Source organism: Ideonella sp. A 288, from assembly GCF_002198735.1.
Lineage (GTDB): Bacteria > Pseudomonadota > Gammaproteobacteria > Burkholderiales > Burkholderiaceae_C > Pseudaquabacterium.
This window is the reverse complement of the sequence record NZ_MWLO01000155.1, coordinates 182,194-209,123: the sequence shown is the minus strand read 5'-3', so window position 1 is coordinate 209,123 and position 26,930 is coordinate 182,194. Positions and strand designations below refer to the sequence as shown.

The following is a 26,930-nucleotide window of genomic DNA, read 5'->3' as shown; positions in this document are numbered from 1 at the left end:
AACCTCAGCTCTTTTTCTGCGACGACTTGCGGATCGCTTCGTTGATCTCGCGGATGGACCGCTCGATCTCGGCGTCGTCCAGGTCGTCCGGCGCGGCTTCGCCGGCCAGGGTGGCCTGGATCGTCGAGGCGAACACCTCGTCGCCCAGGGATCGGGTGGACACCGCGAGCGTCGAGTCGGCGTCTTCGGACGCCTCCCACTCGACCGCCAGCACGGTGACGTTGTCGCTGCGCTCGCCGGCATGGCGCAGCGCCTTCTCGGCGAGTTCGGGCACGGCATCGGAGATGGGCCGCGACGCCAGGTGCTCGGTGATCGTGGAATCGCTGATGCTGCCCCACAGGCCGTCGGAGCACAGCAGCACCTTGTCGCCCGGCTGCATCAGCAGCGGACCGGCCGTGTCGACCACCGGCTTGCCCGGCGAGCCCAGGCAGGTGAACAGCACGTTGCGGTTGAAGCGCTGGCCGATGGGCACCACCTGCGCCATGGTGTCCTGCAGTTCGGTGTAGGAATGGTCGCGGGTGCGGGCGATCAGCTTGTCGCCGCGGACCAGGTACAGCCGCGAATCGCCGCAATGGGCCCAGTACGCCGCGCGGCCCTGCAGCAGGCAGGCGACCACCGTGGTGCGCGGCGTGTCGAGCAGCGCCTTGTCGGTGGCATAGCGCAGCAGCTGATGGTGGCCGGCGAGGATGGCATCGTTGAGAAAGCGCATCGGGTCGCGCAGGCCAGGCTTGGCCTCGCGCTGGAACAGCGCGGCGAGCGTCTGCAACGCCAGCTGCGAGGCCACCTCGCCCTCGGGGTGGCCGCCCATGCCGTCGGCCAATGCGAAGAGCCCCGAGCTGCGCGTATAGCAGTAGCCCATGCGGTCTTCGTTCTTCTCGCGGCCGCCGCGGCGGCTCACCTGGTACACGGAAAATCGCATGACTGCTCTCGGTGTGCGCGATCAGGCCGCCCGCCGGGCCGTCCCAAGGGCGGCCTGCGCCCCCTCGGGGGGCAGGCGCAAGGCGACGTGGGGGGTGCAAGTCATGGCTTGGCGCCTGACTTGAGGTTCTCGATCTGCAGCTTCAGCCGTTCGCTGAAGCTCAGCTTGGTGTACCGGCGTTCGGTCTCTCGTGCCAGTTCCTTCTGCAGGGCGAACACGCTCTGCGGGCGCGACAAGGGGTCGAGCGACATGCACCACTCGGTGACCTCGATCAGGTTGTCGGAGTACACGTTGCGCAGCCGGGACAGCGACAGTGCCAGCCGGTCCTTCTCGATGCGCTGCGGCGCATCGTTGGGCGGGTAACCCTGCATGCAGGCGTAGATGCAGGCACCGATGGCATAGATGTCGGTCCAGGGGCCAAGCGCGCCATCGCGCCGGTACATCTCGGGCGCCGCGAAGCCCGGCGTGTACATCGGGCGGATGAAGTTGCCTTCCTTGCTCAGCACCTCGCGCGCAGCGCCGAAATCGAGCATCACCGCCTTGTTGTCGTTGGTGATGAAGATGTTGGCCGGCTTGATGTCGAGGTGCAGCATCTTGTGCTGGTGCACGATGCGCAGGCCGCGCAGGATCTCGTCGAACAGGCTGCGGATGGTCGACTCGCGAAACACCTTGTCACGCTTCAGGTCGCGCGCGGTGACGATGAAATCCTGCAGGGTGTCGCCCTGCAGGTAGTTCATCACCATGTAGACGGTTTCGTTCTCGCGGAAGAAGTTGAGCACCGAGACCACGCTCGAATGCGAGATCTGCGCCAGTGACCGGCCTTCTTCGAAGAAGCTCTTCAGCCCCAGCCGGTACAGCGGCTGCTTCTCGGGCTTGACGCGTGGGGTGAGTTCACCTGGCGACCGTTCGGCCAGCGATGCAGGCAGATACTCCTTGATGGCCACCGAACGACGCTCGTCGTCCTCGGCCAGATACACCACGCCGAAGCCGCCGGCCGCCAGTTTCTTGACGATCGAATAGCCCCCCACCACGGTGCCCGCTGGCAACGGCGCAGGCTTGGGCTTTGACATAATTGCGAATTTGGCGGGTGCTGAATGACCAAATCAGTTTACAGCATGACCGGCTTTGCGAGCGCCAGTGCCGCCCCGACGCCGGGCGCAGGCGCCACAGGCGCCGCGGCATCCGCCGCAGGCGGCGGCGTGACGGTCGATGTGCGCTCGGTCAATGGCCGCTTCCTGGACCTGAGCCTCAAGCTGCCTGACGAACTGCGGGGCCTGGAGCCTGCGCTGCGCGAAATGGTCGGCGCCGCCGTGCGCCGCGGCAAGGTGGAATTGCGGCTGAGCACCCATGCCGACGTGGCCACGGCCTGGCCGCAACCGCAGAGCGAGCAGCTCAACCGCCTGTCGCGGCTCGAATCCACCGTCCAGTCCTGGCTGCCCAACGCGCGGCCGCTCAGCGTGCAGGAAGCCTTGAACTGGTGCCGCATCGGCGCCGGCACCGAGCGGCTGGACGAGGTGGCCCTGGAGGCCGCCCGGTCGGCGATCGACGGCCTGCGCGAGGCCCGTGCCCGCGAAGGCGCGAGGCTGGTGGACATCCTCACCGAGCGGATCGCCCGCCTGCGCGAACTGGCCGCTCAGGCCGTGCCGCTGGTGCCCGCCGTGGTGCAGCGTCAGCAACAGCGATTCCTCGAGCGCTGGCAGGAGGCCTTGTCCTCCGCAGGCGCTGGCAGCAGCCTCTCGGCCGAGGCTCTTCGCGACCGCGCGCTCAGCGAGGCCGCGTCCTACGCGCTGCGCATCGACGTGGCCGAAGAGCTGGCCCGGTTGCGTGCCCACCTCGACGAGATCACCCGCCTGCTGGCCGCCGGCGGCGAGCTCGGCAAACGGCTCGACTTCCTGATCCAGGAACTGCACCGCGAAGCCAACACGCTGGGCGCCAAGTCGTCGGTGCTCGAACTCACCAACGTCTCGGTCGAGATGAAGGTCGCCATCGAGCAGATGCGCGAGCAGGTGCAGAACATCGAGTGAAGTTCAAGGGGGCCGCCGCCGGGCGGCGCCCCGGCGTGTACCGGATCGGGCAGTGCCGGCTGTCGCCATGCAGCCCAGGCGACACGCCGTGTACCGGAAGGGGTCCCTTGCCACATCCGTGGCCGGTGCTGCCCTTGCCTGGGCGTTCGACCGTCTGGCCGCCTCACGCGCGGAACTGCCTGGCCGCGAAGGCCCAAGCCATGCGCGACGCATCGGGCCCCTGGCCGTCGCTGAACGGCTGGTTCGCCGCGCCGCCGCTCCACGCATGGGCCAGCCGGTCCACCGCCACCAAGGTGGCGACGGTGCTGCCCTTGCACTTGAAGTCAGTGACCGACATCGGGTAGCGCCGGCCTCGTCGCACGCTACGCGCCGCGCTGGCGCGCGCACCGGCGGCCTGCGCCCACGCCTGCGCTGCCGCCTGGCCGTTGTGGGGCGAGACCACGTGGTCGGCGTCGCCATGGATCACCAGCAGGGGCGGCCAGTGGGCCTGCATCGCGCCCGGCGTGGCGGCGAGCGGCTTGGTGGCGCGATGGCCATGCATGGCGCCCAGCGCCGACATCGCCGAGTGCGCCGTGCCCGGCGGGATGCCCGAATGCATCACCACCGCCTTGAAGCGGCCTGGGTGCCGCGTGACCAGCAGCGCGGCCATGCTCGCACCCGCGGACAGGCCGGCCACCGCCACCTGGGTGCGGTCCACCGGGTGCAGCAGGCAGACCTGGTCGATCGCCTTCATGATCAGGGCGGCCTCTGCAAAGGCGCGGCCACTGCCGGTGTCGAACCAGTTCCAGCAGCCCTGGCCGTTGGCCAGCCGGTCCTGCTCGGGGTAGAGCACCAGGAAGCGCTCTCGCATCGCCACGCGGTTCATGCGGGTGCTGGCCGCAAAGCTGTTGGCGTCCTGGCCGCAGCCGTGCAGCATCACCATCAACGGCAGCCGTTCACCGGGGGCAACGCCCGGCGGACGGTACAGGCGGAAGCGCCTCGCACCCATGGCGCCCAGGGCCACGCCAGGGATCCACGTGCCCGCCCCTGGGGGCGGCACCCGCCGGGCCACCGCGGGCTTCAGCGCCTTGGCCAGCACACGGGTGCCCGACGCGGTGGCCATCCGCGTCATCGCGGCGACGCTGCGCTCGAAGGTCTTGGCCCAGGCCGACTTGCGCAATCGCTTCTTCATCAGCTGCATTCTGGGTCCAGAGCGCGGGCATGAGCGGGTTGCACTCTATTGCAGTCTTCGCGTTGTAGGGATAAGCGAACTGCCATACTCATCGTGCGTGACCTGCACCAACCCGTGCACACGCGCCATCGCCCGGCCGCTCCGTTCCCGAGTGGCTGTCTGGCGCCCGCCCATCCATCACCGACTTCTGCGGGAGCGGGGCTTGGCCGGCAGGGCCGCCATCGATGCAGAGGCACCGCGTCCCGTGGTGCAAGCCACTCTGCATCACCCACCCAAAGGATTCACCATGCAAGACCACGTCATGCAAGCCCAGACCCAACCCTTCGTCAAATTGGCGCAGGCCAACATGGCATTGCTCAGCCGCTTCGCGACATCGCCCGAAGTGACATCGCAGGCCAGCGCCAACGCGGGCCAGTTGTTCCAGCAGGCCACCGAGTCGACGATGAAGCTCGTGCAGTCCGGTGCGTTCACGCACATGATGCAAGGCATGCTGAAGAACTACACCGAGTTCCTCACCGAACTCAGCCAGAGCAGCATGGCACTGATGAGCCAAGGCCAGGCCGCGATGACCCGCCAGGTGCAGGACGCCACCGACGACGTGATCGACGCAGCAGCCACCGGTCGCCGCGCTCGCCAAAGCGCCTGATCGACCGAGGGGCCCGGCGTGAGACTCGACAGCCATCGGTTGGCAGCCTTGCGCCGGGCCCTGATCCTCGATTCGGGCCCGGAACGGCCCTAGGACGAGATCACGAGGCTGCTGGCCAGCACGCTGTCCCGTAGCCCGATTACCGCTGCCGATGGCCTGGGCCGCAGGCGCGGCCTCAACGGCGTCGCCGCCCGAGGCCAGTGGCGGCTGGGGCCGGCGGCCTGGGCAGGCCGCATCGCTGCAGGGGCAGCAAGCGCCGCGCCGACGCAGCCAACTCGGTCGGCCGACGGATCGCCTTGGCGGACGCCATGACGACGCCCGCTGCGCGCTCGCCCGCAGCGACCGGCCGTTCCGCCGGCAGGTCGCGCATCGAGCCGATCGTTCTGGCATGGGCGAACGTGAACGCTGCCCCGATCAGGAAGATCTGCGCTGACCAGCACACCCAGTCGGACACCACGATCAGCGAGCCGACCGCGCCGAACCACGACACCAGGCCCCGCGACCGAGATCACGGTCATCAGCAAGGGCGCCAGCGAGAACACGCTGCAGTAGGACACGGCCGCACCCGTGCTGGGCGCGCCGTCTGCCCCCATCGCGCCGTCGTCACGCACCCAGGCCGGCCTGTGCACCCACATCGCCACGCTCAGCGCACCGGCGCCGCCGCCACCGGCCTGGGCGCCGACCGGGCGCCCTTGTCCGGCGCCGGCAGCGCGGGGAGGCCCGCCTTGCGGCCGGTCAATGCGCGGCACTGGTCCACGCTGCGCTTCGCCTCGTCGCTGGTGCCGACATCCATCAGCGGGATCAGCGCCACCAGCGGGTTGATGAAGGCCAGCAGGGCCGACGCACCGAGGCGCGTGCCGAACTTGCCCTTGTCGACCGACACGCTGGGGTCCGCGAAGGTGCCGCGCAGGTGGATGGGCGTGCGCAGCGTGAGCGGACTGAAGTCCTTCGGGCTCACCATCACCCGCAGGTCGATGGCCTCGTTGGCGAGCGACATCGACCCGTCCACCCACAGTGTCGAATCGGTGGTGTCCAGCACCATGACGCGCGGCCGCAGCACGCCCCGCTCGGCGGTCAGGTGGGCGACCGTGCACAGGATGGGCAGGGCATCGTCGCCCTTGAAGAGCACGCCCAGGCCCTGCGCGATGTCCAGGCCCGCCGCCTCGACCACGAGGTGCGAGATGGTGCCGTTCACCACCTGCAGGCGCACCTCGCCCTGCAGGCTGCCCAGGATGGCGGCGGTCGACTTGCCCTGCCCGGCCACGCGGGCCCGCCCGGTCAACGCGCCAGTGGCATAGGGTGGCACATTGGCGGCGCGCGCCTGGTGCACCCAGCGCTCCAGGCGCACGCCGTCCCAGTGCAGATCGGCCGTCCATTGCGCCTGTGCGGCGCGTCCATCGAACTGCAAGCGCCCCCCCAGGTGGCCCTGGCCGGTGCGCGCGTCGAGGTCGCGCAGCACGAGCACGCCATCGGTCAGCACCAGTAAGGCCCGCAGCGGCTTCAAGGGTTCGAGCAGGCCGCTGCCGAGGTCGACGATGTCGATGGCGACCAGCACGGTCGCGTTCATCGCGCGCAGCGCGGGCAGGTCGAACTCGCGGTCCGGCAAGGTGCGGCCCGGCCGGGCGGTGGACCGCGACGCGGCAGAGGCTGCCGGCGCCGCGGCCGTGCGCACCGGCACGCCCAAGGCCGGCCCCAGATCAGCCAGTTGCAGCCTGGCGCCGGTGAGTCGGCCGGCCAACACCGGCACCCGCGGTTGCGGGTCGTAGGTGAAGGCGCCCGCCAGGCGACTGGCGCCGATGCGGACCTCATCGAGCACGGTGCTCCAGACCCGGCCCTGCCGGGCCAGCCGGCCTTCCGCGCGGAACGGGGCCGTCGTCGGCAGCGTGACCCCCAACGGATCGCCCACCGCCGCGAGCGAGGGGCCCTGCACGCTGAAGGTCCCCTGCAAGGCCGACAGGCGCAGCGCGTCGGTCGCGGTGCCCTTGAAGCTCAGCCTGGCGCGGCCGATGTGCGCATCGACCGACACCGGCACGGCCACCACCGCCGCTTGGTCACCCAGCAGCGGCAGGACGCCGGCCACCTGCGCCTCGAGCGTCAACGGCTGCTGGCGGTAGGTGCCGCGGGCGGTGACCTGCAGGCCCTGCCGCAGACCGGGAGTGCCAATGACCTCGGTCGGGGCGTTGGGGCCATCGACCAGCGAGAACCTGGCCTGCACGTCGACCGCCGTCATCGCATCGAGGTAGGCCACGGTGCCCGAATCGACCTGCAGGTGGCCGAAGGTCGGCCTGCGCGACGGCAGCTCGGCGGTGTCGGGCACCTCGGTTCCGCGGCCGAACTGCCAGGACGCGCGGCCGTCCGACCGTCGCTCGACGTGGGCGTCGAGCCGTTGCGCCTGCAAGCCGCGAACGTGCAGGGGCTGGCCGCGCCCGGCGCGCCAGAGGTCGAGGTAGCCCAGGCTCAGGCGTGCGTCGCGGGCCACCAGCGTGTGTGGCGCCGCGCTCCACGCCGGCGCGCCGACCTCGAGGTAGGGCGCCGTGACTTCGATGCCGCCGAGCAGACGGATCATGGCCTTCGGGGGCATGGCCGGGTCAGCGCTCAGGCTGACACGTCGCTGCAGCGTGTCGCCCACCCAACGCTGCATGGACGCGGCCAGGAAGGGCCAGCCCAAGGCTTCGCACAGCCCGAAGGCCACGATCACGACGGCGGCGAAGGCAGCGGCCAGCACGGTCCAGCGGACGGGTCTCGCAATGCCTGGGCTCATCGCCCCATGGTCACATGCACGGCGGGGCCGACGCGTCGGGCGGCGACGGCATCGGCTGTCGGCGGTTTCCTACAGCGAACTCAGCCCACGCGCTCGGCCCGCGCGCTGGCGGCGCACCCCCTGGCCCGCCTGAGGCCAGCGGGCGAGGCCGGCCGTCACGGCCGGACCGACGCCGCGGCTGCTGCTGGTGCGGCCAGCGCGGGACGTGGCACCAGCCGGATGGGACCGGCCCCGGGCACCAAGCTGCGCGCCAGCGGTGTGTCGTGCACCGGCCATTCGCCGCGCGCCTCGATGGCCGCCTCGTCGCCGGCAAACACCGCCCACGAGTACTTGCCATAGTGCGGCAGCTTGCGTGCCATCGCAGCGGCCGCGGCCTCGCTGGGCGCGCTGAGGTACACCCGCACCAGGGCCGGATCGCGCGGGTGGCGCACGGCCGCCACCATGCCCCGGGTGTCGGGGCCGTGGCGGGCATCGCCCACCTGCAGCACGCCCTGCCGCAGCGACGCCGGCGCGTCCAGGCCAGCCGCCACAGCACCGACGAACTTGTTCCGTGCACCCAGCACCCACACGGCGCGGTCGGCTGGCAGATGCTCGAGCGCGCTGTCGACGACGACCTCCACCCCCGGCTTGCGCCAGGCCTTCAACAGTCCGGCATAGGTGTCGGCGCCCTCCGCCGGGGTGACGATCAGCACCCGGCCGGCGCCGAAGGCCTTGGACAAGGTGGGGGGCGTCTCCAGCGGATTCAGGCGCCGGTAGATCTGGAACTGAGGGTCGACCTCGACGCGCCGGGCCGGTGCCAACAGATCGAACCCGACGCTCACGCGGGCCTGGTCGGCCGGCATGGACACCAATTTCAACTCGATTCCCGCGTCGGTCTGGATGGCCACCGGCACGTCGAGTGCAAATCTCCGCCCGCGCTGCACCTGCGCCAGGGTCAGCTCGAGCCGCTGGCCGCTGGCGGTGGCGGCTTCGAGCTGCAGTTCGGGCACCCCGGGGTGTCGCACCCACTGGTCGAAGAAGGGGCCCAGTGGCTGTCCGCCAGCGGCCTCGAAGCTGCGGCGCAGGTCGTCGAAGCCGGCCACGGTGAAGCGATGCTCGCGGTAGTAGGCACGCAAGCCCTCGATGAACCGTGCGTCGCCGATCTTCTCGCGCAGCATATTGAACATCATTGCCGTCTTGCCATAGCCCACCGCCTCGGTCACGGCGTCGGTTCGGCCCTGGAAGCGCGACAGCGGGAAGTCGTTGTCGGCCGTCACGTGGTCGCTCACGCGCTGCAGGATGTCGCGCCGGTGCTCGGCACCCTGACCGCGCTGTTCGGCAATCAGGTGGTCGGCCAGATAGGACGTGAGGCCCTCGCACCAGTTGCCGGTGGCGAAGTCCACGTACACGCCATTGCCCCACCAGTTGTGCAGCAGCTCGTGCGGGTACGACGAATGCAGGATGAACGGAAAGCGGATCACCTGCTCGCCCAGCAGCGTGAACGAGGGCATGCCGTAGCCGGTCTCCCAGAAGTTCTCGACCAGCGCGAACTTCGGGTAGGGGTAGGGCCCCAGCAGGCCGCTGAACAGCGCCAGGTACTGCGCGGTGACGCCCAGATAGCGATCGGCCAGCGCGGCATCGGGTGTGCGCAGGAAGGCCTGGGCCTGCACGCCCCCAGCGTCGCGCGAATACTCGGTGAAGCGCGCGGCAATCAGGTGCACTTCTTCCGTCGGCGTGGGCACCGTCCACAGCTCGTACGCACGGTCGGGCGCACCTGCAGCGACCTCGCCCCGCTGCCCCTGGCTCACCGTCTTCCAGCCTGTCGGCAGGTCGGTCTGCAGCGTGTAGGTGATCAGCGCATGGCCCACCTGCGGCACCCAGTGCGTGGCGCCGGCCAGGAACACGCCACGCGGCTCGATGAGGCCCGGCGACTGCGCCGAGCCGCGTGAGTAGGCCGCGCCCTGCTGCGCCACCGGGTGGTGGACCACGCCCTCGTAGGCGATCTCACCCACCAGTTCGCGCCCCGGCACGGCGCCTTGCACGCGGTACATGGCCACCGGGACGCCACCGCGGCGCGCATGGTCCTCGCGGTCCAGGCCGACGCCGGCACCCTCGGTGCTTGCGCCCATCCGGACGAGGACCAGGCCGCCGGCGACCGGCTGCAGGGCAAGCCCGGCGTGCAGCGTGAGCGTGAGGTGCTCGTCGACCAGCGACGCCGGGATGCGCACGCGATCGCGCACGCGCAGGCGATGGTTGGCCGGATCGATGACGACGCGCAGGTCATGGTGAACCACCGCGGGGGCCGGTGGCAGCGGAGAGGCCTGGGCGGATACCCCTCCCGTCGCCAGGCACAACGACAACAGGAACACAAACGCCCACCACCACTTCGGGCAAAGGGTAGGCGAGAGCGTTGGCTGGAGGGCGGTCGCTGCAGGTCGCGCGAGCGCGTTGGTCATCGAGACAAAGGCTGGCATGCAGGCCATGATGCCAGCGCCTTGCCAACCCAATGCCCCCCAAGGGAGACACTCTGTGCCGCGAAGCGGAGGCCATTGAGGGCAATCAACCGTCGCCATGGTGCGCGGGGCAGACTTGCCGCCACACCTGCTGCCGTGCGTTTCACATGACAAGCTCCGCGCCGTGGACCGTCCTGCCGATTCAGCCGATGGCGGCCTGGCAGAGCGCGTGGGACCGCCTTCATCGTGCCTGCCAGGCCCCACCGTTCCTGCAGTCGCGCTTCGTCGCACGAGCGCTGCAGTTCTTTGGCACCGGCCGGGAACGCATCGCCATCGCAGGCCCCGCCGGCGAGTCGGTCGCGATGGCCGTTCTGACGTCGGACGCCTGGGGACGCTGGCACACCTTCCAACCCTCGCAACTGCCGCTCGGGGCATGGCTGATGCGGCCCGGACTCGGCTACGCCGAAACCGCTCGCGGCGTGTTCGATCTCTTGCCTGGCGTCCCGCTGATGTTGGCCATCACCCAGCAGGATCCATCGCTGTTCTCGCGGCCCGATGACGGCCACGGCATTCGGTCCATGGACCATTTCGACAGCGGTTGGATCGACATCCGGGGCGACTTCGACGCGTACTGGCGAACCAGAAGTCCCCATCTGCGCCAGAACTTGCGCACGCAGTTGTCCCGCCTGCGGCGGCAAGAGGCCCCGCCGAGGCTCGAGGTCCTGACGGACCCGGCCGACATGGCTGGGGCCATCGACGACTACGCCCGACTCGAAAGCTCCGGCTGGAAAGCCGCCGGCGGCACCGCCCTGGCCAGCGGCACACCACAGGCATGCTTCTATCGTGCCGTGATGGAGGACTATTGCAGCAACGGGCAAGGCACCGCCTACCGCTTGTGGTTCGGCGACCGGGTGGTTGCGATCGACCTGTGCATTGCCGCCGACGGTGTCGAGGTGCTGCTGAAGACGACCTACGACGAGTCCGTCCGCGGCCTGTCGCCTTCGACGATCCTCAAGTACCACGCACTGCAGCGCCACTTCGAGCAGGGTGACCTGTCCCGGTGCGAGTACTACGGCACCTTCATGCCATGGACTTCGTTGTGGACGGCCCGTCGGCGCCGATTCTTCCACGTGAACTGCTTTCGATGGCTCATGGTCGACCAACTGCGCCAGTGGGTGCGCCGCTGGCATCGCCCATCCATCGAGGCGCACGTGCTGTCGCCCGACCAGTCAGCCCTGCCGGTGCACGATCGCCCGGCCCTGTGAGACGCGGCCATCGACAACCGCGGAAGCTATCGAACCGACACCTCCAGACCCTCGCCATCCAGCACGACGTTGACGCTGGCGCGGCAGTTGACAGGGTCGCGGACAAAGGCGAAGTAGTCCTGCATCTGCGAAGCATTGTTGACGCTGTTGTGGGCCAGCAGCAGGCCGCCCGGTTGCAGCTTGCCCCAGGCCGCATTCAGGATGTCCACGTAGATGGCTTTGCCGCGACCATTGGCATCATCGGCATCGAGGTACAGCAAGTCGATGGGATCGGCGAAACCGGCACAGAAGGCCACTGCATCCGCGGCCACGATGCGGACAGCATCGGAGTCGTCGATGGCGCGGACGTTGCGCTCGGCTCGCGCCGCCTCGATCGGGTCGATCTCGAGGCCGACGAGCACTCGGGCCTTGTAGACCGCTCCTGGTCCGATGGCGGCACCCGCATTGCTGATGAACGTATTGCCGCAGAAGATGCCCGCAGCCACCATCACGGCGGGCCGATGGATCGCGTTGATGGCGTAGATGAGACGCTGCACTCGCGGAGTGATCGCAGTCCAGGGAACATCGAAACGCTCACGAACGATCGCACGCATGGCATCGAAGCGCTGCGTGTCGTAGTCTGCACTGGCCAGGATGCCCGACTCCACCAGCGCGGCCAGCGCCGAACGGACGACCCGGTGCTCGACATCTGGCGCCTCGATCGGATCGAACGGGCGGTGGATGTCCATCTGGTAGGCATCCCAATCTGGCACTGCGAACTCGCCATCCGCGAGCACGCCGTCACGGCCACGAACGATCCGGCGGACCATCGCCTTGAGTTGCGGACTCCAGTGCATCATGTCCCCACTCCTTCGGCCTGGGCGGCGGCCCGGTGTCCTTGAAACTCTTCGACGAAGCGCTCCACGAGCGCGCCGGCATCGACGACGGCGTCCACGCCGGAGACCGACTCGCCACAGTACATGGCCATCTCGTCGATGGCGCCTTCGGTCAGCCGGCCAGGCACCATGGCGCTGTAGCGCGGCAACGGGTGCCGCGTGCCGTTCACCGTCGAGCATGCGATGAACCGATTCGGCAACACCTTGCCGCCAAGCGCGGTGAGTTTGTTGCGAAGCACGCGGTGGCGGCGATCCGGCCAGCCGATGTCGAAGACTCGAGTGACAACCGTGTCCTGCGGCCCGGCAGCCACCAGCTTGTCCTTGTAGAGGGGGTGCGCCATGCTCTGCACAGTGGCCACGAACAAGGTGCCGCACAGGCACCCCGAAATCCCGCGCTCGTGAAGCGCCCGAAAGCGTGCACCGCTGGCGATGCCGCCCGAGGCAACCAGCGGCAGAGCGCCGCCCAGGGCAAGGGCCTCGTCGACGAGGCTGTCGAGCCGTTGCGAGCCCAGGAGGTGCCCACCAGCCTCAATGCCTTGAAGGATCACCGCGTCGGCCCCCAAGGCTTCGGCTGCGGTCATCGCCTCGATGTCGCCGACCATGACCATGAGTGCACGGCCAGCGTCCTTGACGGTGTCCGCGGCGTGCGCGTCAGGCAATCCGTAGAACGTGAAGAACAGGCTCGGGTCGCTTGCCTCCAGGACAGCGGCAATCTGACCGGCAAGCGCCCGTTCGCCCACCAGTTCGGGTATGAGGTTCACGCCGAGGGGCCGGGTGGTCAATCGGCGCGCGCGCGCAATCAACTCCGTGATGACTGTGGGCGCCGACCTGTACAGGCCGAGAACGCCACCCGCGCCAGCATCAGCCACCGCAACGGCAAGTTCGACCCCGGCGATCCCACCCATCCCGGCTTGAATGAGCGGAAACTCGATGCCCAGCCGTTGTGCCAGCGCGTTCATGATGGCCGGTAGAACATGCCCTGGAACATGCCCCCGTCACCCAGGTCGAGATTGACCAGCCAATCGTCGCCACGATCGATGGGCAGGCCATGGGATCCAAAGGCCGCCAAGTACATCGGCGAATCGGCCGGCGCGGGCGAGAATCCGAACTGCGCCAGCACCGGCTGCATGCCGGCGTGCATGGATGTCAGGATGACGGCCCGATGCCGATCCTCACCCTGGTTGACGCGGCTGACGGCCATCAGCACTGCACAGACCAGCGTGTGCGCATCTTCAGCGTCGCAATGCGAAACGTTCACACAGTGTGCCCATTCCGAGATCACGACGTGGCCAACGGATCTCGCCTCGCGCTCGATGCGGAAGATGCGGTGCTTGACATGGTCCAGCGTGGTGTCGAATCGCCAGTTCAAGTAGTCCGCTCCAGGCTCGATTCGAAGGCCGAAAGCGGCGGCGGTGGGCACCATGGTGTCGTCGAATCGAGCCTCTTCCCGCAGGCTCAGTCCGGCCGGCGCGAGGCCCCTGACACGATCCTCGAACCTGGAGGCGTCCACCCGCCTGATCCATCGTGCGAGCGGCTTGAGGTGCTGCTTCCAGCCAGGATCGTCGGCACTCACCGGGTAACCCCAATTGAGCCAGAACCTGCGCAGGCCGGGGACAGCAACCCACCGCCGCTGCCGTGCAAACATGGCCTGGAGCAACGGGTTGCCCGGAAACGCCACACCCAGTTCGGTGCTTCTCATCCACTGCATCAGCAGCATCGGAAATGCGCCCGGGGACAGCGAGAACGTGCTGGAGATGACGGCTGCATCGAGCAGATTGCCGCCGATGCGCAAACGCACCCGCTCTGAGCCCAGCGTTGCGGTGATGCGGTCATCGTCATCCAGCAACAGCAGCAGTTGGCAATCCGGGCTGGACAGGTAGTAATGCCGCATGAAGGGTTCGACACGCAACAGCGGCGCATCCAGGCCTGCCCTGTCGAGCCCTGCGATCAAGGTCTCAGCATGGTCGGCAGTGAAGGGGACAACCTTCATGCGGGAGCGACACCCAACGTGGTCGGAGACAGACCGCTCTTGCAGAAGAAGGCCAATGGCTGGGACCACCAGCGGGCCTTGAGCGCTGCACGATGCGGTGACTGCTCGGCACTGCGCATCAACTCCAGCGGGTTGGGCAGTTCCAGCGCCCGATACACCCGCGGATTGACGAGCCGCGAAAAGGCGTAGTCGGCATAGCCGGCAATGAGTGACGCGATCGCCTGCAGTTCAGCAACGGCGCCGCCGGTACGCAGTTCCGCGGCCAGCCTGGCGATGATGGCGCGGTCGAATGCCATGTGCCGAGTCTCGTCCATGTGATGTGAGCGGTGGATGGCGCGCGCGGTGGGTTCGAGCGTGTCGTCCCGCATGGCCCGGCGGTTGACGAAATCGAGAAATGTCTCGAGCACGTAGACCCGCGAGAAGAACAGCAGGTCATTGCCCTTGCGCGACAGCTTCGGCGCCTCGAAGCGAAAGACCACCTCTGGCATCACCCGGCCGTGGTACCTGTGGCAGAACTCAGCCAGCATGTAGGTGTGGGCATTCTCCTCATGGATGAAATGCTGGAGGTAGCGGCTGACCTCGGATGACTCACCAGTGCTGCGCTCGCGGTACAACCTCTCGGCCAGCACGCCGACCAAGGCTTGCTCGCCATGGATGTTCAACGAGAAGAAATTCACCGTCTCGAGCAGCCCGAGTTGCCAGCGGACAGGCTCGGGCATCGTCTCCAGCACGGGATGCCCGTACAGGCTGATCAGGTCGCTCGGGAAGACCGGTCTTGTCGGGTCCAGGGCACCAGGGAAATCGATCCGAGAGAACGGCGGCGCGGCACGATGCTCCGACACGCGCACGAGGCGGCGAGCCACATCCTCGAGTGCGTCCGGGCCTTGAAGTGCGCGATCGAGGGTCATGTCGATGCCGTCCCCACCGGACTGCCGTCGAGCATCTCGAGGATAGCGCCTGCGTCGCCGGACCAGCGGCGCGTCAGTGCATGGAGCCATCGCTCCAGCCCGAAAGCGACGCAACCAGAGAACGCGAACTCGCCGTCCGCCGTGCGGATGTTCCAGCGCTGTCCGAAGAAGTTGCGGTGAAAGTTCACCGATGACACTGCCACAGAGCCATCGAACACGAACTCCTCCTTCACCGGGAACAACTGCTGCATCCGGGCACGCTGGCCACCGGCCTCGAAGAAGGGGTCGGTGGCCACCTGCACGGCAAGGTCCAGACCCAGGCCCGAGGCGAAACGCTGCACCCAGCGCTTGCGCTCTTCGAGAAACTCGCGCACCTGAGCCTGCGCACCCACCACCACCACCTCGCGCATCGTGAAGGCCAGCAGGCGTGCCAGGCCCTCGAAGCGCTCCTCGTTCCGGAAGCAGCGCTGGACCGTGGTCACACGCTCCGCATCAACCAGTTCCCTGTCGCGCAAGTGCGCGTAGATCGGATAGCAGGCTGCGGACGGGAGGAAATAGCGCGGCGCCACCAGCGCATCGGATTCGAACGAATCCCCTGTACCCGCCGCATCGGCCGCCAATGCGGAAACCTTGTCGGCACGCAGCGCTGCGACGGCCAGACCCAGGTGCGGGAAGTTGCGGAAGTAGTCGATCTTGCTCAATGACTCGACGCTGCTGAGTGAGGGGAATCCGATCTCTTTCGCCCCGCATTGCCGGCCTGCCAGCCGCAACACCTCGTCAATGCGTCGCAACACCGTCAACTGCGACTCGTCGAGTGTTTGCAGCCCTTGATCGGCCGGCCCGCTGTTTTCAAGCGTCGACATGTGTGTCCAGGAAACGGGCCTGAATGGTTCGCAGAGTGCGGAACGTGTCGAGATCGACCGTTCCCAGATCGATCGTTCGTCCCGCGATCTCCTCGAGGACGAACAGGAACTCTGCGAAGTCCAGCGAATCGATCAATCGATGCTCGATCAGATCGAGGTCCAGATCCAGCGTCGACTGGTCCATGCCTTCATGCCTTGCGGCAATCCAGAGGCGGATCTCCTTCAAAGACTCGTTCGGTCGATCCATGGACGCCCGCCTCCAATGCCCTGTGACCAAGCCATGACGAAAAGTCTACGATCTGCCTGCAGCGAAGCAATGAGTCAACTCAACCAATTGCGCGATGCAGCGAGGCCCCAAGCGCCACGTTTGGGAGGCTTCGCCATCAGGCCTGCGGCCGCCAGCGACGGACAAGGAGGACCCGGATTTCCGCCGTGAGAGGATGCCGCACAAGGAACAGGCACGGCAACCACGTGATGGCAGTCAGCAAGGCCCCCGCCAGAAGGGCAAGAAGGTAGTCCGGCTCCGACGGAGGGTCGACGACCAACCACGTGGCCAGTGGGAAGCAACTGACCACGGACACCACGAGGCTTCTGCCGCACGACCGTGCCAGATCGCCGACGCGCAGACCCAGGGTTCGTGCGAGCGTGACCTGCTGCATCAGCGCGCCTGCCAGGGCCGCCGCCAGCAATCCCCAGCACGCACCTTCCAGTCCGAACGGGACCGCCGCGAACAATCCCAACACCCTCACGGACTGCAGCGCCACGGAGGTGACATTGGCCTCGCCGCTGCGGCCACGTGCCAGCGCCCCTTCCCTGCCGAAGCGATGGACCAGTTCCACTGCCGCAGCGGCGCACAGCACCCTGGACAGGTCGACCGCACCGCCCCACTGTGGCCCGTAGACCAGGCGGATGGCTGCCGGCGCGGTGAGCGCCAGGAAACCCAGCAGCGGCCAACCCAGCACGGTCACATAGGCCACGCTGCTGAGATAGGCGGCCAGCGGACTCCCGTTCTCGCGTTGGCTGCGCGAAAAGATCGGCAGCGTCAGTGGCTGAATCGAACGGACAACCAGCTTCTGGAACAGTTCCACCAGCGCATTGGCTCGACTGAACAGCGCCACCGACTCCACGTTGAGGACCCTGCCGAGGATGAGTTCAGGCGCGCTGCGGGCCATCTGAACCAGCAGATTGACGCCGCCGGTGTACTTGCCGAACTCGAACGCGTCACGCAAGCCTTCCAGCGAAGGCCAGCAGGGCAACGACTTCGGCCGATACCAGACTGACGCGGCCACAGTCACCGCCACGCCCGCAAGCGACGACCATGCCATGCTCATGTGGCCAAGGCCCTGCAAGGCGCAGCCCACCGCCACGACGAAGCTGGTGATGTCGGCCAGGATGCTGGCCACGAACTGCGGCTGTGGAATCAACTGGCGCTGGAACCAGGCCATCGTCACCGCTCCGAACGGCACCAGCACGAAGCTGAGCGCTTGCACCCGCATCACCTCGCCAATGCCAGGTTCGCGAAAGTAGCGCGCCGCCAGCGGCGACAACGCAGCGATGAGCAGACCCAACCCCCAGCAGGCGGCCAGACTCAGCGCCAACGCTCCGCGAAGGTCTCGCTCCGTGAGTTGCTCGCGGTGGATGATGAACTCACCCACACCAAAATCGCGTGCGGCGCGCGCCAGTCCCGAGATGGCCGCGGCTATCGCGAACACGCCGATCTCTGCCGGCGCCAGCAGCCTTGACAGCACCATCGCGCTGGCCAGTTGCAGAACCAGCCCGAAATAGTTGCCGCCTATTGAATAGGCAAGTGATCGGTGAACCGAATTCACCGGGCGATGAGACCGCGGCAACGACCCGCGCCCGTTGATCACACGCAATGGCGGCTGAAGTTGCGAAGGCAGCATGCCGTGTTGACCCGGCAGGGAACGTCGAATCGCAGAGGCGGATTCGCTGCCATCCGCGTGCGAGGAGATGCGCCCGATGACAAACATCCAGCTCATTCAGAGCATCGGCGAATTCGCCAGGCTCCGATTGCAGTGGAATGCCCTGCTGTCTTGCAGCGCGTCCGACACCATCTTCCTGACCTGGGAGTGGCTCTTCGCCTGGTGGAGCACCTACGCCAGCGACGACGACACGCTCTACATCCTGACCGTGCACGACGAGGAGGGCGTGCTGATCGGCGTCCTGCCTTGCTACATGTCCGCCCGGCGCCCCAGCGCATTGCAGGGAGTCCGGACCCTCCGGCTCATCGGGGATGCCTCTGGCGACAGCGACTACCTCGACGCGATCCTGAAGGCGGGTCGAGAGGAAGAGATCCTCGACGCGCTGTGGTCTCACCTCAATGGGGCAATGACCGGGTGGAAACTGCTCCAGTTCGCGACCATCCCCGGCACTTCGCCCACGCTGCGTTGGGTGCGCCGCATGACAGGGATGCGGCAAGTGATGTCTCGGCTGGACTCGATCGACTGCACAGTGACCGATCTCCCGGATTCATGGGACGCGTACCTTGCGTCCTTGAAGCCGCGGTTTCGAACCAAGGTGCGCGCCACCTTGCGGCAACTCGAATCGGGAGGCTGGCGATTGCGATCAGTGGATAACCCAGCGTCTCTCGACACAGCGCTGCGGGCCCTGTTCGACCTTCACGGACGGCGATGGGCCGTCCGCAGCATGCCAGGTGTATTCGGTCACCCGGAAAAGCGGAAGTTCTACGAGGAATTCACCCGCCTCTTCCTGGAGCAGGGCTGGCTTGCCTTCGACATGCTCGAGCGCGACAGTCAGATCGCTGCGTGTCAGTTGTGTTTCCAGTACCGCAACACGCTGTACCTGCTGCAGGAAGGGTTCGACCCCCACCTCGGCTCCGAAAGTGTGGGCATCGGCTTGCGCGCGATGGTCCTCAGGAAGGCGGTTCGCGAAGGGATCGTCAGCTATGACTTTCTGGCCGGGGCAAGCCCCCACAAGCTGCAGTGGAACGCCCACGTGAAGCGATGCCACAACGCAGCATTCGGTCCACGCACGGCACAGAACGCACTTCGCCTCGGTCTGCCGGTCCTGATGGGAAGCCTTCGCAGGCAGGCTCGGGCTTGGCTTCCCGATCGCACGATCCAGTTCATCCGTCGCATGGGCGCGATGTGATCGACCTGTCGGCGTGTGCAAGGTCTCGCTCAGGTGGGCGGCCGACCTCGAAAGAATCACCGGCTCATCCACCGGGTGGGTGATGGCCGCAGGGCATGAGGGCAACCGGTGCGCCGTGGTCGACGCCCACAGCCAACGCCAACCGAAGCCGAAGCACGTCCAGCACCGTCCCGTCGACCCCACCCGAGCCGATGGGCACGGTCCGCATGCGCTCCTCGTCGCTCAACGGCTGCGCCGTCCGGGTCTGCAGCGCCAGCACCTGCGCGTCGGCCTCGGACGCATCGTCGGCGCGTGTCGTGCGTTCGAGCAGGCGAGCGAGCAAGGTGTCGACATCGGCCTCGAACGACAGGATCACGGTCTGCACGCCCAGGCTGCTGGCGAACCGCTGCGCGTCGGCCCGCTGCGCAGCCGACAGGAACGCGGCATCGAGGATCACATGGTGTCCCCCGGCCAGGACCGGGCGGGCCCGGGCCAGCAACTGCGCATAGGTGGCCGCCGTCGCCTCGGCCGAGTACAGCCCGGCGCCCGGCGCCGAGCCGCTGCGGTCGAGCGACCCGAGGCCGAACAGGCGCTTGCGTTCCACGTCGGCGCGGATGCGCACGGCGCCGATGGCTTCGAGCACGGCCTGCGCGCCGGTGGTCTTGCCAGAGCCGGAAAAGCCGTGCGTGATCATCAGCACCGGCCTTGGGGCCCGACACCAGCCGGCGGCCAGGGCCAGGTAGCGCTGCACCGCGCCGTCGTCGCCCCCGTGCTGCTGGCCTGCACGCAGCACCGCCACCTTGGCGCGAACCAGCGCACGGTAGACCAGGTACCAGCGCAGCACCCTCGCACCGGCGTGGTCGCCGCTGCCTTCGAGGCAGGCATCGACGAAGCGATGGGCCAAGGCCGGCAGGCCGTGGGCATGCAGGTCCATCGCCAGGAAGGCAATCTCGCCCACCACGTCGCCCCAGCGGAAGGCCTCGTTGAACTCGATGCAGTCGAACACCGTGACGCGGCCATCGACCATCGCCACGTTGCCCAGGTGCAGGTCGCCATGGCCCTCGCGCACGAACCCGTCGTGCAGCCGCGCCTCGAACACCGGGGCCAGCGCGGCAAACTCCGCGGCCTCCCATTCGCGCAAGGCGGCCAATGCCGCCGGCGTGAGCGTCGGGCCAAGGCAAGCGTCCGCCGACGCAGCCAGGGCCTGAAGGTTGTCGAGCATCGGCTGGCGCACCTGCGCGGCATGGCCCAGTGGACCCTGCGCGCCGGCGACGGCCGCCTCGCGATGGAAGGCCAGCAACTGCGCCGCCAGTGCGTCGACATGCGCTCCGTGGAGTTCGCCCCTCGCCGCCATGCGGTCCCACAGCCCCTGCTGCGGGAACGCCCTCATCGCCACGGCGGCATCGATCATCGGGCCGTCGCCACCGAACCGGGGCCGCTGCCAGGTGCCGGTGACCGGCACCACGTCGAGGTACAGCGAGGGCGCCAGCCGCCGGTTCAGCCTGAGCTCTTCCAGGCACAGCCGGTGGCGCTCGGACAGGCTGCCGAAATCCAGGAAGTCCAGCGTCACCGCCTTCTTGAGCTTGTAGGCCCGCCCCCCGGCCACCAGCACGAACGAGATGTGCGTCTCGTAGCGCTGCACGGGTTCGTCGCGATGTTCCGCCTGCAGCGACGCCTGCAGCGCATCGACCATGGCCGATTGCTGCGCCAGCGTCAGCTCGACGCCGGTCTGCCGCGTCGGGTGCTCGCTCGGTGGCGACATCTCGGGTGCCCTCGTTCGCGGCGGTGGCGGCCGCGCCGGGCACAGGGTAACCGGTGGACCGGCGTGCCGTGGCCTAGTGCAGTGTTCGACGCTGTGCAGCACACAAAACCGCGTCTTTGCCGCCCTGGCGTTGTTGCAAATCCTCGCGATGCCACTGGGCATCGCTGTGGTTTGCGCCTAGCCAGGACGACAATCCATCGGTTTTCTTGAGTGCTGCACAGTATCGAACACTGCACTAGTGCGACGCCACCCGCTGGCCCGGCGCCCGTTCGAGCTCGGTCGGCCGCCGCAGCACGGTGACGTTGTCGTGGGCTGCCGGCACGTGCGAATGGGCGAAGGTGCCCACCTCCTTCGAGGGCCGGCGTGTGTTGCGCGAAAAGGTCACGAGCTCTTCCATGCGCAGGATCTCGATGTCGCGATTGGCCACCCGCAGAAAGCCCCAGGCCGCCAGAGCGCCGAACGATCGACTCACCGTCTCGTGGGCCACGCCCAGATGGCTGGCAATGTCGCGACGCGCCATGCGCAGGTGGAAGTGCCGCGGCGATTCACCCACGGCCGCCATGCGCTGCGACCAGTGCACCAGGAACCGCGCCAGGCGCACCTCGGCTGCCACGGCGGCCATCACGTCGACCAGTTGCCCACGGTGCCGCAGCCCCTGGCTGGCGGCCAGGTGCAACATGCGATCCAGTTCGGGCACGCGCTGGCCTGCGGCGAACACGTCGCGCACCGCCAGGCCATAGACGCTGGACGGCTCGAGCGCCATCGCCGACGTGGGGTGCTGGCCCATGCAGATGGCGTCGAAGCCCAGCACCTCGCGACGGCCGGCAAAGCCCAGCACCTGCTCATAGCCGTCTTCGGCCGTGCAGGTGGTCTTGAAGGTGCCCGCGCGGACGATGTAGATCAGGTCGGCGCGCGCACCTTCCAGGAACAGCGTGTCGCCTGCGCGCAGGCGCCTCAGTGGAGCGGGCACCTGCTCGGCCGCCCAGGTGTCCTGCGGCACCACGCCCATCAGGCGAAGGATGTCGATCGACGTGGTCGGTTGCCCTGCCCCGCTGGCAGGCACCGCGGCGCCCAAGGAAAGCGCCGAGGAGAGTGTGGTCTCAGGCATTCGCCCACTCCGATCAGTCAGTCTTGCTGCGGCAGATCCCGCAGTGGAGAGTGTTGCGCCGGCAGGTGCCTGCCTCATATCGGCCGCCTTCCCGCCATTTCGTCGGAGTTTTCTCAATGCGTTCGGAATATTCCGATAGATGGCCGTGACCTTTGGCCGGGCAGCGCACTGGGTGGCGCACCGGGCCTTGACTCAGCACAAGCCGGTGTCGCTCACCGGCGCGCGATACCCCCAACCCTGTCCTACGATCGAGTCGAAGGGCCCGGTCCACCTGCCGCGCCGATGGCGACGGCGGGACACCAGGACCCGCAGACCGTCGCGCACGCTCTCCGGCCCAGACACGCTCTTCGCCGGACGCGGGCAGCGGGCAGACCACCAACGCATGAGCCGAGACCCCCACACCCACTTGGCATCCGGCGCCCAACGGCGCGCTGGCCCGCCGGGTTGGTGCGGGCACCGGCCCTGCGGAGCGCAACGCCGGGCACCCGTGCCCGGGCGCTGCACAAGGGAGCAGGCGACGGCGAGACCGCCGCTGCACCAGGGCGAACCGGAGAACCATCATGCAGATGACCGATGAGCAGGACACCCTGACCCAAACGACCTTGCCCGGGCTCGAGGTGCTGATCGTGGACGACCACACCATCGTGCGCGACGGCCTCAAGCGCGTGCTGTCGGCCGCCGACACGAACTGGTCCGTCACCGAGGCCGGGACCGGGTACCAGGCGCTGGACTGCCTGCGCCGGCAACGCTTCGACCTGGCCGTCGTCGACCTGTCGATGCCGGGCATGAGCGGCCTGGACCTGATCCAGCGCATCCGCGCCGAGTACCCGGCGGTGCGGGTGCTGGTGCTCAGCATGCATGCCGAGGAGCAGTACGCCATGCGCGCCTTCAAGGCGGGTGCCAACGGCTACGTCACCAAGGACAGCGCCGCCACCGAACTGGTCCATGCCGTGCGCAAGGTCGCTGGCGGCGGCGCCTACGTGACACCCAGCCTGGCCGAGCGCGTGGTGCAGGAGCTCAACCGCGAATCGCGGCCGGCGCCGCACGCCGCGCTGTCGGACCGCGAACTCGAGGTGCTCAAGCGCATCGTCGCCGGCGAGCGTCCGACCGAGATCGCCATCGCCCTGAACCTGTCGATCAAGACCATCAGCACGCACAAGTCCCGCATCCAGGACAAGCTGCAGCTCGGCAGCACGGCAGCGCTGGTGCGCTATGGGCTCGAACAAGGCCTGCTGCCGGGCGACATGGGCGTTCCGCCGCGCGGGGCGGGGCTCGCGGGTTGACTGACGGCACGGCATGCCAGCGGGAGGCATCACAAGGATCAATGGGCGGACGACCCGGCGGGCCGGTCTCCGGTCGCCAGGTGCAGGCCGAACCACCAGGCCGCGAGCTCCACCGCGGTGACCAGCGCGCCGGGTTCCTGAAACTGGTGGGTCGCACGCGGCACGACCTCCAGTCGCTTCGGGCCCGTCAGGCGGCGCAGTGCCGCCCGGTTGAGATCGAGCGCCTCCGCATCATGGCCCCCGACAATCAGCATCGCCGGCGCGGCCACCCGGTCCAGCACGTGGGCGGCCAGGTCCGGACGCCCGCCTCGCGTCACCAGCGCGGCCACCAGCATGGGCCGGGCCGCGGCCGCCACCAGCGCTGCCGCAGCGCCCCGGTCGGCACCGAACAGGCCACACCGCAGTCCCGCAAGGTCACGGTGCGCCTGCGTCCATTCCAGCGCCTGAACCACGCGCTCCCCGAGTTCGGCGACGGGCGCATCGGCCACGTCATCGGCAGGGTTCGGGTCGTGCAGGTCGAACTGCAGCGTGGCGAACCGATGCTCGTAGAGCAAGCCCACCACGAGGTCGCTGCGCGGGCTGCGCGAATCGCTGCCCACGCCATGCACCAGCAACACCAGTCCCTGTGCACCCTCGGGTCGGGTCAATTCGGCGGCGAAGCCGCCGTCACCGATGGTGACCTCGGTAACGAATGCGTTCGCAATCAAACCCGGAATGCCCACGATGGCGCATCGTGTCGCCGGGCGGTGTCTGCGCGTTGAGCGGCCTCAACGATCGGTGCAGCATCGGCAGTTCCGGCGCGCGTCCGAGCCCTGTGGCAGCGGCCGCACCATGGCCATGCGCAGGTCCGTTGAGCTGACGCAACATGCGCCGGAGCGCACAGGGTAGCGTCGGCACGTCCGTCCGCAGCGTCGATCGCGCGAGGCGGTCCGCCCGACGAACCCACCAGGAGACACACGATGAGGCAACACACCGGCACCGACACTGCCAAGGCGAGCGCGCCTGCCACGGCACGCACCGCGCGCCGCACGGCGGCAAAGGCTTCGCTGCCCGCGCCCGACCGGCCCCTGGCCCTGGAATCGCCGCCGAGCCTGGCCTTGATCGAAGCGCCCTCGCGGGAAGAGTTGATCCGCCAGCGCGCGTACGCGCTGTATGAGCGCAATGGCTGCATCGAAGGACGCTCGATGGAAGACTGGCTGGAGGCCGAAGCCGAATTGCGCGCCGCCGAGGCGCGGGCCGCGGACGGCGATGTCACGCGCGCCCTGCAGGCCTGAGCAACCGCCGGGGCCGACGCCCTCTCCGGGCCCGCGATGAAGAGCATCCTCGTTCACCTCGATGCCTCTCCGCGCGCGGCAGTCCGCTTGGCCTGGGCGCTGCGTCTGGCCCTGCGCCACGGCGCAGAATTGACGGCCATCTACGCCGTGCTGCCCACGCTGCTGGGCACCCCCTGGGCCACCGGCGACGGCATGGCCGCGGCCGCCCAGGCGCTGGAGGAACTCGAGACGGCCCAGCGCGACCGCGCGCGCACGCTGTTCGCACGGGTCACGGCAACCCATGACGCGCAGTGGCTCGACGCCGGCACCACCCCCTACTGGGAACTGTTGCGCAAGTCGCTCACCTGCGATCTGGTGGTGCTCGGGCAGGACGACGACAACGACCTGCTGACCGGTCCCCTGCCACCCGGCCTGGTGCCGTCGTTCGTGCTGGACAGTGGCAAGCCGACCCTGGTCGTACCGAACCGCGGTTCGGTGGAATCGAATGCCTTCGACCTGCTGGTGGCCTGGAAACCCACGCGGGAAGCGGCCCGTGCCGTCAGCGCCGCGCTGCCGTTTCTGCGGCGGGCCCGGCAGGTCCACCTGGCCGCGCAGGCTGGCGATGATCCGAACGACGACGACCAGACCGCGGCCGTCGAGCACTGGCTCGGCCTGCACGGTGTCACCGCGCCGATCCGCTCGCACTGCCTGGGGCCGGGCGAGGTGGGGGACGGCCTGTTGAACCTCGCCGCCGACCACGGCGTCGACCTGCTGGTGATGGGCTGCTACGGCCACAGCCGCATGCGCGAGTGGGTGCTCGGGGGCACGTCGCGCGACGTGCTGCGCTCGATGACCCTGCCGGTGCTGATGGTGCATTGACCGCCCGCGCTGCGGCGCTGGGTGCTTGCGTGCGCTCAACGCACGGTAGCTCCGATCGACGATGCTGACGCAGCGGGCTGTGCCTGCAGTGGCATCGGCCCGGATCAGTGACCACCCACACCAGGAGATCGACATGAACGACCTCAGAGTCAATGACCTGTTCAAACTCGAGCCGCTGGAAGGCAATCTGTTCAACCTGCTGCGGCCCTGGCGCCTGGAAGGGCCCGAGCGCGCACCGCAGATCCGCATCGACCTCAGCGAGGCCGATGGCAGCTACGCCGTCAAGGCAGAGATTCCGGGGGTGCGCAAGGAAGACATCGACGTTCGCATCGACGGCAACCAGGTGACGATCAGCGCGGAAGTGAAGCAGGAGAAGGAAGAGAAGGAAGGCCAGCGCGTGCTGCGCAGCGAGCGGCAGTACGGCTTCGCCAGCCGCAGCTTCACGCTGGCCGACACGGTGGATGAGGCCAAGGTCGAGGCCAGGTACCAGGACGGCGTCCTGCAACTGACCTTGCCGAAGCGCTCGCCGGCGACGCAGAAGCGCATCACCATCGCCTAGGGCCTGTGGCCGCCATGGGCCTGCCGAGCGTCGCAGTGCCGTCGGCGCCGGCGGGTGGCGTCAGCCGCTGGTCGGCGATGGTCCTCGATGGCCCGGGGCGCCGGCTGCGGCAGGTCTGGCACGATGAGCCGCCGCTGCCCGCCGCAGGGCAGGTTCGTGTGCGGGTGAGCGCCTGCGGCGTCTGCCGCACCGACCTGCACCTCGCCGATGGCGACCTGCCCTTCCCGCCTCACCCGGTGGTGCCGGGCCACGAGATCGTGGGGCACGTGGCCGCGCTCGGCGCGGGCGTGACCGGCCTGGTGATCGGCCAGCGGGTCGGCGTGCCCTGGCTGGGCTGGACCTGTGGCGAGTGCGAGCCATGCCGCGTCGGCCGCGAGAACCTGTGCGCGCAGGCCCGATTCACGGGCTGGCAGCTGGACGGCGGCTTCGCCGAACAGGTGCTGGCGGATGCCAGGTACGTCTTCCCGCTGCCGCCCGGCTACGACGACGTGCAGGCCGCTCCGCTGATGTGCGCCGGACTCATCGGCTGGCGGGCCTATGTCGCCGCCGGCCCCGACGCCCGTCGCATTGGCCTGTACGGCTTCGGTGCGGCCGCCCACCTGATCGCCCAGGTGGGCGTCCACCAGGGCCGCGAGGTCCATGCCTTCACCCGGCCCGGCGACTTGGCGGCGCAGGCGCTGGCACGGCGCCTGGGCGTGGCCTGGACCGGCGGCTCGGACCAGATGCCGGCCGCGCCACTGGACGCCGCGGTGCTGTTCGCGCCCGTGGGCGCGCTGGTGCCGCAGGCGTTGCGGGCCGTGCGCCCCGGCGGCATGGTGGTGTGCGCCGGCATCCACATGAGCGACATCCCGGGCTTCCCCTACGCCTGGCTGTGGGGCGAACGGCGCATCGTCTCGGTGGCCCATCTCACACGCCGGGACGGCGAGGCCTTCCTGCGCGTCGCCGCCGAGCAACCGCTGCAGGTGCAGGTGCACACGTATCCGCTGGCCGAGGCCAACCAGGCGCTGGACGACCTGCGGGCAGGCCGCTTCACCGGCGCCGCCGTGCTGCGCTGCTGATCGACAGGGTGTTACGTCGCCGGTCCGGCGCCGTTGCGCAGCCTCAATGGCTTGCGCACCGCC

Annotated in this window: 25 protein-coding genes; 9 read left to right on the top strand and 16 right to left on the bottom strand. The window is 68.6% G+C overall.

From position 1 onward, the window contains the following. Window positions 1–4: 4 nt before the first annotated feature. Both EOINJALH_RS27920 and EOINJALH_RS27915 read right to left on the bottom strand, forming a co-directional pair. Window positions 5–919, bottom strand: a complete 915-nt coding sequence (locus EOINJALH_RS27920) for a PP2C family serine/threonine-protein phosphatase (protein WP_088286384.1) — start codon at window positions 917–919, stop codon at window positions 5–7. Window positions 920–1,020: 101 nt separating this feature from the next. Then, window positions 1,021–1,989, bottom strand: coding sequence for a serine/threonine-protein kinase (locus EOINJALH_RS27915; RefSeq protein WP_088286382.1), 969 nt, complete (start codon window positions 1,987–1,989; stop codon window positions 1,021–1,023). 24 nt (window positions 1,990–2,013) lie between these two features. Between EOINJALH_RS27915 and EOINJALH_RS27910 the strand changes: the two genes are divergently transcribed. Beyond that, entirely contained in the window at window positions 2,014–2,943 is a 930-nt protein-coding gene (locus EOINJALH_RS27910; RefSeq protein ID WP_234414078.1) for a YicC/YloC family endoribonuclease, read from the top strand. Window positions 2,944–3,106: 163 nt separating this feature from the next. Here the strand turns inward: EOINJALH_RS27910 and EOINJALH_RS27905 are convergent, their stop codons facing one another. Next, window positions 3,107–4,114: a PHB depolymerase family esterase gene (locus tag EOINJALH_RS27905; RefSeq protein WP_088286454.1), complete on the bottom strand. Its 1,008-nt coding sequence runs from the start codon at window positions 4,112–4,114 to the stop codon at window positions 3,107–3,109. A gap of 286 nt (window positions 4,115–4,400) precedes the next feature. On the opposite strand from EOINJALH_RS27905, the gene EOINJALH_RS27900 reads away from it, so the two are divergent. Beyond that, window positions 4,401–4,760, top strand: coding sequence for a hypothetical protein (locus EOINJALH_RS27900; protein ID WP_088286378.1), 360 nt, complete (start codon window positions 4,401–4,403; stop codon window positions 4,758–4,760). A gap of 175 nt (window positions 4,761–4,935) precedes the next feature. Here EOINJALH_RS27900 and EOINJALH_RS27895 read toward each other — a convergent pair whose 3' ends face one another. The 3 genes from EOINJALH_RS27895 to EOINJALH_RS27885 all read right to left on the bottom strand — a co-directional run bounded on the left by EOINJALH_RS27895 (window position 4,936) and on the right by EOINJALH_RS27885 (window position 9,794). Then, window positions 4,936–5,250: a hypothetical protein gene (locus EOINJALH_RS27895; protein WP_088286376.1), complete on the bottom strand. Its 315-nt coding sequence runs from the start codon at window positions 5,248–5,250 to the stop codon at window positions 4,936–4,938. Between the two features lie 153 nt (window positions 5,251–5,403). Beyond that, complete coding sequence (locus tag EOINJALH_RS27890; RefSeq protein WP_144290206.1) at window positions 5,404–7,521, bottom strand: AsmA family protein; 2,118 nt, start codon at window positions 7,519–7,521, stop codon at window positions 5,404–5,406. 155 nt (window positions 7,522–7,676) lie between these two features. Next, window positions 7,677–9,794, bottom strand: coding sequence for a M1 family metallopeptidase (locus tag EOINJALH_RS27885; protein ID WP_088286372.1), 2,118 nt, complete (start codon window positions 9,792–9,794; stop codon window positions 7,677–7,679). Between the two features lie 368 nt (window positions 9,795–10,162). On the opposite strand from EOINJALH_RS27885, the gene EOINJALH_RS27880 reads away from it, so the two are divergent. Next, complete coding sequence (locus EOINJALH_RS27880; RefSeq protein ID WP_158219928.1) at window positions 10,163–11,218, top strand: GNAT family N-acetyltransferase; 1,056 nt, start codon at window positions 10,163–10,165, stop codon at window positions 11,216–11,218. Window positions 11,219–11,244: 26 nt separating this feature from the next. Here EOINJALH_RS27880 and EOINJALH_RS27875 read toward each other — a convergent pair whose 3' ends face one another. The 7 genes from EOINJALH_RS27875 to EOINJALH_RS27845 all read right to left on the bottom strand — a co-directional run bounded on the left by EOINJALH_RS27875 (window position 11,245) and on the right by EOINJALH_RS27845 (window position 17,854). Next, window positions 11,245–12,057: a class I SAM-dependent methyltransferase gene (locus tag EOINJALH_RS27875; protein ID WP_088286368.1), complete on the bottom strand. Its 813-nt coding sequence runs from the start codon at window positions 12,055–12,057 to the stop codon at window positions 11,245–11,247. Further along, a complete protein-coding gene (locus EOINJALH_RS27870; RefSeq protein ID WP_088286366.1) occupies window positions 12,054–13,052 on the bottom strand; it encodes a nitronate monooxygenase family protein in 999 nt (332 codons plus the stop codon). The genes EOINJALH_RS27875 and EOINJALH_RS27870 overlap by 4 nt, the downstream gene beginning before the upstream one ends. Beyond that, window positions 13,049–14,083, bottom strand: a complete 1,035-nt coding sequence (locus EOINJALH_RS27865) for a hypothetical protein (protein WP_088286364.1) — start codon at window positions 14,081–14,083, stop codon at window positions 13,049–13,051. The genes EOINJALH_RS27870 and EOINJALH_RS27865 overlap by 4 nt, the downstream gene beginning before the upstream one ends. After that, on the bottom strand, window positions 14,080–14,991 hold the full coding sequence (locus EOINJALH_RS27860; RefSeq protein WP_158219927.1) for a diiron oxygenase: 912 nt from the start codon (window positions 14,989–14,991) through the stop codon (window positions 14,080–14,082). Before EOINJALH_RS27860 ends, EOINJALH_RS27865 begins: the two co-directional genes overlap by 4 nt. Then, entirely contained in the window at window positions 14,988–15,854 is an 867-nt protein-coding gene (locus EOINJALH_RS27855; RefSeq protein WP_088286360.1) for an aminoacyl--tRNA ligase-related protein, read from the bottom strand. Before EOINJALH_RS27855 ends, EOINJALH_RS27860 begins: the two co-directional genes overlap by 4 nt. Further along, complete coding sequence (locus EOINJALH_RS27850) at window positions 15,841–16,101, bottom strand: hypothetical protein (protein WP_199873491.1); 261 nt, start codon at window positions 16,099–16,101, stop codon at window positions 15,841–15,843. Before EOINJALH_RS27850 ends, EOINJALH_RS27855 begins: the two co-directional genes overlap by 14 nt. Window positions 16,102–16,237: 136 nt before the next feature. Beyond that, window positions 16,238–17,854, bottom strand: coding sequence for a lipopolysaccharide biosynthesis protein (locus EOINJALH_RS27845; protein ID WP_088286452.1), 1,617 nt, complete (start codon window positions 17,852–17,854; stop codon window positions 16,238–16,240). Here EOINJALH_RS27845 and EOINJALH_RS27840 point away from each other — a divergent pair. Next, window positions 17,835–18,986, top strand: coding sequence for a GNAT family N-acetyltransferase (locus EOINJALH_RS27840; protein WP_158219926.1), 1,152 nt, complete (start codon window positions 17,835–17,837; stop codon window positions 18,984–18,986). The two genes, EOINJALH_RS27845 and EOINJALH_RS27840, sit on opposite strands and share 20 nt — an antisense overlap. Window positions 18,987–19,050: 64 nt before the next feature. Here EOINJALH_RS27840 and EOINJALH_RS27835 read toward each other — a convergent pair whose 3' ends face one another. After that, window positions 19,051–20,727: a bifunctional aminoglycoside phosphotransferase/ATP-binding protein gene (locus tag EOINJALH_RS27835; RefSeq protein ID WP_088286354.1), complete on the bottom strand. Its 1,677-nt coding sequence runs from the start codon at window positions 20,725–20,727 to the stop codon at window positions 19,051–19,053. Window positions 20,728–20,962: 235 nt separating this feature from the next. Then, the gene (locus EOINJALH_RS27830) at window positions 20,963–21,835 is read right to left on the bottom strand and encodes a Crp/Fnr family transcriptional regulator (RefSeq protein WP_158219925.1); all 873 of its coding nucleotides are present in this window, start codon (window positions 21,833–21,835) and stop codon (window positions 20,963–20,965) included. 560 nt (window positions 21,836–22,395) lie between these two features. Between EOINJALH_RS27830 and EOINJALH_RS27825 the strand changes: the two genes are divergently transcribed. Next, window positions 22,396–23,118 (top strand): response regulator transcription factor, encoded by a 723-nt coding sequence (locus EOINJALH_RS27825; protein WP_234414077.1) that lies wholly within the window; start codon window positions 22,396–22,398, stop codon window positions 23,116–23,118. Window positions 23,119–23,156: 38 nt separating this feature from the next. On the opposite strand, the gene EOINJALH_RS27820 is transcribed toward EOINJALH_RS27825, so the two are convergent. Next, the gene (locus tag EOINJALH_RS27820) at window positions 23,157–23,840 is read right to left on the bottom strand and encodes a dienelactone hydrolase family protein (protein WP_199873490.1); all 684 of its coding nucleotides are present in this window, start codon (window positions 23,838–23,840) and stop codon (window positions 23,157–23,159) included. Window positions 23,841–24,077: 237 nt separating this feature from the next. On the opposite strand from EOINJALH_RS27820, the gene EOINJALH_RS27815 reads away from it, so the two are divergent. From EOINJALH_RS27815 to EOINJALH_RS27800, 4 genes are all read left to right on the top strand, one after another. Further along, window positions 24,078–24,392, top strand: a complete 315-nt coding sequence (locus tag EOINJALH_RS27815) for a DUF2934 domain-containing protein (protein ID WP_088286350.1) — start codon at window positions 24,078–24,080, stop codon at window positions 24,390–24,392. Between the two features lie 36 nt (window positions 24,393–24,428). Beyond that, window positions 24,429–25,250: a universal stress protein gene (locus tag EOINJALH_RS27810; RefSeq protein WP_088286348.1), complete on the top strand. Its 822-nt coding sequence runs from the start codon at window positions 24,429–24,431 to the stop codon at window positions 25,248–25,250. A 133-nt stretch (window positions 25,251–25,383) separates the two neighbouring features. Continuing rightward, a complete protein-coding gene (locus tag EOINJALH_RS27805) occupies window positions 25,384–25,809 on the top strand; it encodes an Hsp20/alpha crystallin family protein (protein WP_088286446.1) in 426 nt (141 codons plus the stop codon). A gap of 14 nt (window positions 25,810–25,823) precedes the next feature. Beyond that, window positions 25,824–26,867, top strand: a complete 1,044-nt coding sequence (locus EOINJALH_RS27800) for a zinc-dependent alcohol dehydrogenase family protein (RefSeq protein ID WP_404872802.1) — start codon at window positions 25,824–25,826, stop codon at window positions 26,865–26,867. Window positions 26,868–26,930 lie beyond the last annotated feature (63 nt).

Excerpts from the sequence above, each read along its gene's own strand:
- EOINJALH_RS27920 (WP_088286384.1), bottom strand. The coding sequence starts at position 919 with ATGCGATTTTCCGTGTACCAGGTGAGCCGCCGCGGCGGCCGCGAGAAG.
- EOINJALH_RS27915 (WP_088286382.1), bottom strand. The coding sequence starts at position 1,989 with ATGTCAAAGCCCAAGCCTGCGCCGTTGCCAGCGGGCACCGTGGTGGGG.
- EOINJALH_RS27910 (WP_234414078.1), top strand. The coding sequence starts at position 2,014 with ATGACCAAATCAGTTTACAGCATGACCGGCTTTGCGAGCGCCAGTGCC.
- EOINJALH_RS27905 (WP_088286454.1), bottom strand. The coding sequence starts at position 4,114 with ATGAAGAAGCGATTGCGCAAGTCGGCCTGGGCCAAGACCTTCGAGCGC.
- EOINJALH_RS27900 (WP_088286378.1), top strand. The coding sequence starts at position 4,401 with ATGCAAGACCACGTCATGCAAGCCCAGACCCAACCCTTCGTCAAATTG.
- EOINJALH_RS27890 (WP_144290206.1), bottom strand. The coding sequence starts at position 7,521 with ATGAGCCCAGGCATTGCGAGACCCGTCCGCTGGACCGTGCTGGCCGCT.
- EOINJALH_RS27880 (WP_158219928.1), top strand. The coding sequence starts at position 10,163 with ATGGCGGCCTGGCAGAGCGCGTGGGACCGCCTTCATCGTGCCTGCCAG.
- EOINJALH_RS27875 (WP_088286368.1), bottom strand. The coding sequence starts at position 12,057 with ATGATGCACTGGAGTCCGCAACTCAAGGCGATGGTCCGCCGGATCGTT.
- EOINJALH_RS27870 (WP_088286366.1), bottom strand. The coding sequence starts at position 13,052 with ATGAACGCGCTGGCACAACGGCTGGGCATCGAGTTTCCGCTCATTCAA.
- EOINJALH_RS27865 (WP_088286364.1), bottom strand. The coding sequence starts at position 14,083 with ATGAAGGTTGTCCCCTTCACTGCCGACCATGCTGAGACCTTGATCGCA.
- EOINJALH_RS27860 (WP_158219927.1), bottom strand. The coding sequence starts at position 14,991 with ATGACCCTCGATCGCGCACTTCAAGGCCCGGACGCACTCGAGGATGTG.
- EOINJALH_RS27855 (WP_088286360.1), bottom strand. The coding sequence starts at position 15,854 with ATGTCGACGCTTGAAAACAGCGGGCCGGCCGATCAAGGGCTGCAAACA.
- EOINJALH_RS27850 (WP_199873491.1), bottom strand. The coding sequence starts at position 16,101 with ATGGATCGACCGAACGAGTCTTTGAAGGAGATCCGCCTCTGGATTGCC.
- EOINJALH_RS27840 (WP_158219926.1), top strand. The coding sequence starts at position 17,835 with ATGACAAACATCCAGCTCATTCAGAGCATCGGCGAATTCGCCAGGCTC.
- EOINJALH_RS27845 (WP_088286452.1), bottom strand. The coding sequence starts at position 17,854 with ATGAGCTGGATGTTTGTCATCGGGCGCATCTCCTCGCACGCGGATGGC.
- EOINJALH_RS27835 (WP_088286354.1), bottom strand. The coding sequence starts at position 20,727 with ATGTCGCCACCGAGCGAGCACCCGACGCGGCAGACCGGCGTCGAGCTG.
- EOINJALH_RS27830 (WP_158219925.1), bottom strand. The coding sequence starts at position 21,835 with ATGCCTGAGACCACACTCTCCTCGGCGCTTTCCTTGGGCGCCGCGGTG.
- EOINJALH_RS27825 (WP_234414077.1), top strand. The coding sequence starts at position 22,396 with ATGCAGATGACCGATGAGCAGGACACCCTGACCCAAACGACCTTGCCC.
- EOINJALH_RS27815 (WP_088286350.1), top strand. The coding sequence starts at position 24,078 with ATGAGGCAACACACCGGCACCGACACTGCCAAGGCGAGCGCGCCTGCC.
- EOINJALH_RS27810 (WP_088286348.1), top strand. The coding sequence starts at position 24,429 with ATGAAGAGCATCCTCGTTCACCTCGATGCCTCTCCGCGCGCGGCAGTC.
- EOINJALH_RS27805 (WP_088286446.1), top strand. The coding sequence starts at position 25,384 with ATGAACGACCTCAGAGTCAATGACCTGTTCAAACTCGAGCCGCTGGAA.
- EOINJALH_RS27800 (WP_404872802.1), top strand. The coding sequence starts at position 25,824 with ATGGGCCTGCCGAGCGTCGCAGTGCCGTCGGCGCCGGCGGGTGGCGTC.